Annotated in this window: 2 protein-coding genes and 2 pseudogenes; all 4 read right to left on the reverse strand. The window is 63.1% G+C overall.

Annotation, left to right across the window (positions count from 1 at the left end; all coding sequences use genetic code 11):
* Nucleotides 1-80: pseudogene (locus OO69_RS51800) on the reverse strand (IS5/IS1182 family transposase); the annotation flags it as partial.
* A gap of 262 nt (nucleotides 81-342) precedes the next feature.
* Nucleotides 343-531 (reverse strand): hypothetical protein, encoded by a 189-nt coding sequence (locus OO69_RS49210; protein ID WP_051801869.1) that lies wholly within the window; start codon nucleotides 529-531, stop codon nucleotides 343-345.
* Between the two features lie 170 nt (nucleotides 532-701).
* Nucleotides 702-2,555: a hypothetical protein gene (locus OO69_RS47930; RefSeq protein WP_158713543.1), complete on the reverse strand. Its 1,854-nt coding sequence runs from the start codon at nucleotides 2,553-2,555 to the stop codon at nucleotides 702-704.
* Between the two features lie 599 nt (nucleotides 2,556-3,154).
* Nucleotides 3,155-3,949, reverse strand: a pseudogene (locus OO69_RS49215) (transposase family protein).
* Between the last annotated feature and the right edge of the window lie 382 nt (nucleotides 3,950-4,331).

Genomic DNA, 4,331 nt, shown 5'->3' on the forward strand with positions numbered 1-4,331 from the left:
CCCTCGCGGGTGACGATGAGCATGGTGACCCACTCGACCAGGGCATGCGGCAGGTCGAGTGCGGCAGGATAGGCAACCAACAAGGCTCCTGCGCCAATGAGTTGAGACGTCGAACACCTCCCTCAACGGCGTAGGGGCCTTGTCCGTTGCGGACGCCGACGTCGTCACCTGATCAGTGGCCACACTGAAACGGCTCAGTGAGTGTGACTGCTGGGTGTATTCGTGCTGGCAGAGGGGCTTGATCGTCTGTCAGCGGGCGGTCTGGAGGCCGGTGAGTACCAGCAAGGCCCGCAGCAGCGTGGTCGCGGAGGCCGCGCCCATGCGGATCTTCGTCAGCACAGGTCATGCCTTCAGGTTCGCGAAGCCGTGCTCGTTGGCCACGCGTTCGCGGCTGACCAGGCGGTTCGCCTCCTTCTGGGCGGCGGTCCGTGGCTTTCCGGGGGCCGTCTTGCGGCCCGTGATGATCACGGGGCTTTTGGGGTCGTCGTTCAGGCCGACGAAGCCGAGGCCGGCGTACCGGCCACCCGCCATGAACCGCCCACCACCCGCCGACTTGGGGCATCAGGTCCACCCCGGCTCTGGTGCCAATCGCGAGAACGACGGAGCCCAACCTCACACATGTCCCGATACCGGCACGCCACCCGGCACCCCAGTCACATCACGAAGTGCGACTGGATTACCAGGACGCTGACGGATCGAGGTCAATCTGGGCTGCTTACCTTTAGTTCGCTGATCAAAGCGTAAAGCGGGGCGATTCCTGAGACGACAACCCCCAGGGCCACCAGATTCTGAAAGGTGATGTGTGCCTGGAGTGTCCTGGCCCACTCTTCCTCGTCCAGGGTATCTCCGTCGGTTCGCACCAGCATCGGGGCGAAATCAGGAATCCGCCTCCAGGGGACGAGTGGGAACTTTGAAGGCGGCCAGGTGATTGGAGCCTCCCGGGTTCGATTGACCCTGAACTCGGCATGCCGAGTGTTGTACCGCAGCACCCAGAAAAACACCGATCCAAAGAAGACCATGAAGCCGAAGAGGATGGAGAAGATCGATATCCAGCGTTCTGCGGCATGGACAGGCATGTGTGCGACGATCACTGCGGGAAAGAACGCCGCTACTAGGACGAGGATGGAGATTAGCCCTTCGTCTTGCAGCACGCCCGCAAGTGCTCCGTAGTTCGTTCCCCCGGGGTTCGGAGCTGGAGCCGGAGGCCGAGGAAAGCACATTTTGGCCGCCACGATGACGCATGCCGAGTTGACGGCTGCTACGAACACGAATGCCGCCAGCGACCAGTAGGCAGAAATAGACTGGCCATGCCAGTTCAACCCAGATGTCAGAGACCACATGACCGAACAGCCGACCGCGAGTCCCAGAGCAGCAGAAAGAATGCTCTGCTGAGGCGTCACCTTGATGTATTGCAGGGTCCCGCAGTTGGAGCGGATGCTCTCGGCAGTCCAGGCGGCGGAAAGTACAGCGATGGGGACCGCGAACCATTCAAAACCATGGACTCGTATTTGGGAGGCGCAGGCAACTGTCCAGGCCGCGGCTGCCAGCGAGGTCAGGACGATAACCGGGCGCAATGGCCGGTGTCCGCCGTACCCGGTGAGGATTGCACCGACGAGCAGTACGGCAGCCGTGGCGGCCCCGGCCAGGATCTGAATGGTGATCGAGGAGTGCGGAGTTCCAGTTCGGTAACCGCTGGACGCTGCCAGTGCGAAGGTGATCAGCAGCAGTTCGCCCATGCCGGCGACTGCGAACGCGATCACTGTCTGGGCCGTGAGACGTCCCTTGCGGCGCTGGTCCGGGGTGGTCTGACCGACGCCGGTCGCGGATTCCTCGGACAGCACAAAGTCGTGATAGGCGCCACGGAGCAGCGGAGACAGGACGTTCAGGATCGCGAGCGACACTGGGAGCATGATCAGGACGCCCATGCCCGAGGTGATGCGCTCCGACTGCTGGCCTATCCAGACGGAGCAGACCCCGAGCACGACCAGGAGCCAGGGTGGCAGCAATGTTTTATAGTTGAACATGTTCCTGGCCGGGCTGATGGCTGGAGCCCCGATGTATCGGATTCGTGAATCCGCCGTCAACCACCGTAGGAGGACCAGTGCCAAGGCTGCGGCGGCCAGCATGGCACCTGCTCGGGCGATCGAGAAGTTCGGGCGCTCGCTTTCTGAGACGCCGAGCCCGAGGAATATCCCGAAGGCCGCTATTACCTCCAGTGCGCCCCAGCTACCGAAAGATACGCTGATCACATGGGGATGGCCGCCAGCGAATGCTGCGGCGCAGGCGGCCGAGGTCACGATCAGTACGGTGGTCGAGGCAAAGACGGGTCCTCGATAGGCGAGGACCGAGACGATTCCGCCTGCGGTGGTCAGGGAGAGGACCATGACGGTGAGCGCGAGTCGCCAATGGCTGGCTGTGAGCGTAAAGACAAGGGCAAGACAGAGGCCAGTGGCGACCGCAAGGGCTGTTATGGATCCGAGCGAGGCCAGGCTCGATTTCGTGTTGTCCCTGACCACCAGCCCGGCATAGCTCAGCAGGCACGTCCAGCAGAGCATCCAGGCAGGGGAAGAAACAAGTTGCTGGAAACGTGACGACGTGTTCGCCCTGAGCCTCCGCAACCGCAGGAATGCTATCGCGAATAGCATTGAGAACAATGTGGTGCATGAGACAAGAAATCCTGCGTGGTACTTCCCTGCGGCGTTGAAATGATGCGCGACTGGGAACGTCCAGTTGACTCCGGGATTCGGATCCTGCAGCCACTCCCAGATGACGTACCCACCTGCTAGCGCCCCAACGACGGCGGCACCCGCGCACCAGGCCCAGTCACGTCGTATACCGGGGCCAGCAGCCCTGGAAATTCCGAGGAGTGTTCCGGCGGCTATCGGAAGCAGCAGCCCGTCGCCCCATGTGGCGCTCCGATAGAAGAAGAGGCCCGGGGGGATCGGCCACGATCCTGTGAGATAGATTGTCGACACGACACCAAATCCGAGAACTGCCACCGCGGCACCTAGGATAAACTCGCGCCCATACGGAAATGTCATCTCACTCGACTCCGATGGTCATAATTCCCGAAAGTGCGAGCAAAGTCGACCGAAGGTGCCACAGGGGTAATATTACATTAAACGTGATGGGAATCACAGAGCGTTTTCAATCCTCAGGCTGAGCTGGCCTGATGGAGACAGAGGACGGCTTGGACGAGGACCGTTATGCGGGTGGTCGAGCAACGGAGTTTGCGGAGTAGCCGCCAGGACTTGAGGATGGCGACGGCTTGCTCGACGAGGGCCCGGATCTTCGCATGGGGTCGGTTGACAGCCTGCTGCCCTGTAGAAAACGTCTCCCACCGGCCGCGGTAAGGAACACGGACAGTACCTCCGGCGCCCTGGTGGCCCTTGTCGGCCCAGCAGTTGACGCCGGCTTCGGCGAGAGCGTCGACGATGCCGTGCTCGCGGGGGCTGCACGAATATCGTGGACGGCGCCGGACAGAGCCGACGAGGCCCACAGCAGACGCCGGAAGGATCTGCGATCACCTGCACGTTCATCCCGTGTTTCTTGTGCTTGCCCGAATAGAAGGGTCGGTCGGCGGCGATCTCCCCCAGCCTTCGGCCGGGAGGTGCCCCCAGTCGATCGGCAGCGGTGTCCCGTCCAGCAGGACGAACGCCTTCATCGACGCCGACCGAACCACCTCGGCGAGCGTCGGGGCGAGGGCGGCCAGGATCTCAACCGCCTCGGTGACGTAGCCGTAGGCAGTGGTGGTGCCGACGCCGAACCCGGCCGCGAGCTGGACATACGGATGACCGTTGCGGAGATGGGCGAGGGCGAGCAGGGCCTGCCGGCCTGCGCTCAGGCGCCGCCATCGGGTGCCTGGACCGCGGTGGTGTTCCCGCAGGCGGGCGGAGAGGAACCAGAGGGCAGAACTGGACACGTCCAGCCCGGACGGGTAAACGAGCATATGAAGCCTCTGGTAGAGACTGAATTCTTGGTCGAACCCATTTACCAGGAGCTTCACCTCTGTGTTGGGCAAACTGCCGAAGCAGGTTGGAAGCTCTCGTTGACCACGAGTCCGGAGTCCAGCCAAGGTGAGGCCAAAAGCCGCAACGGAGATGATCTTGAGGCTGTGGCGGTCAGCTGGTACAAGCCCCAGCCGCGTGCGGAAGCGGAACGCGGAGGCCGTGTGGATCCACCTGGACTCCACAGCCTGATGCGGGGGCGGACCCGGCGCCTGTCAGTCTCCCGAGGGAAGGGGCTCCGCTGCCGTGCGAGCGGGTTCGGGTGTGTGCGGCGTCGGGTGGGCGGTGCTGGCGGGGGCCAGGGGCACCGGAGCGCGTTCGCCG

The organism is Streptomyces sp. NRRL F-525 (assembly GCF_000716605.1).
In the GTDB taxonomy this organism is placed as follows: domain Bacteria; phylum Actinomycetota; class Actinomycetes; order Streptomycetales; family Streptomycetaceae; genus Streptomyces.

Bases quoted from the DNA above. Each gene is read 5' to 3' on its own strand.
- OO69_RS49210 (WP_051801869.1), bottom strand. From the start codon at position 531: ATGGCGGGTGGCCGGTACGCCGGCCTCGGCTTCGTCGGCCTGAACGAC.
- OO69_RS47930 (WP_158713543.1), bottom strand. From the start codon at position 2,555: ATGCTCTGCTGGACGTGCCTGCTGAGCTATGCCGGGCTGGTGGTCAGG.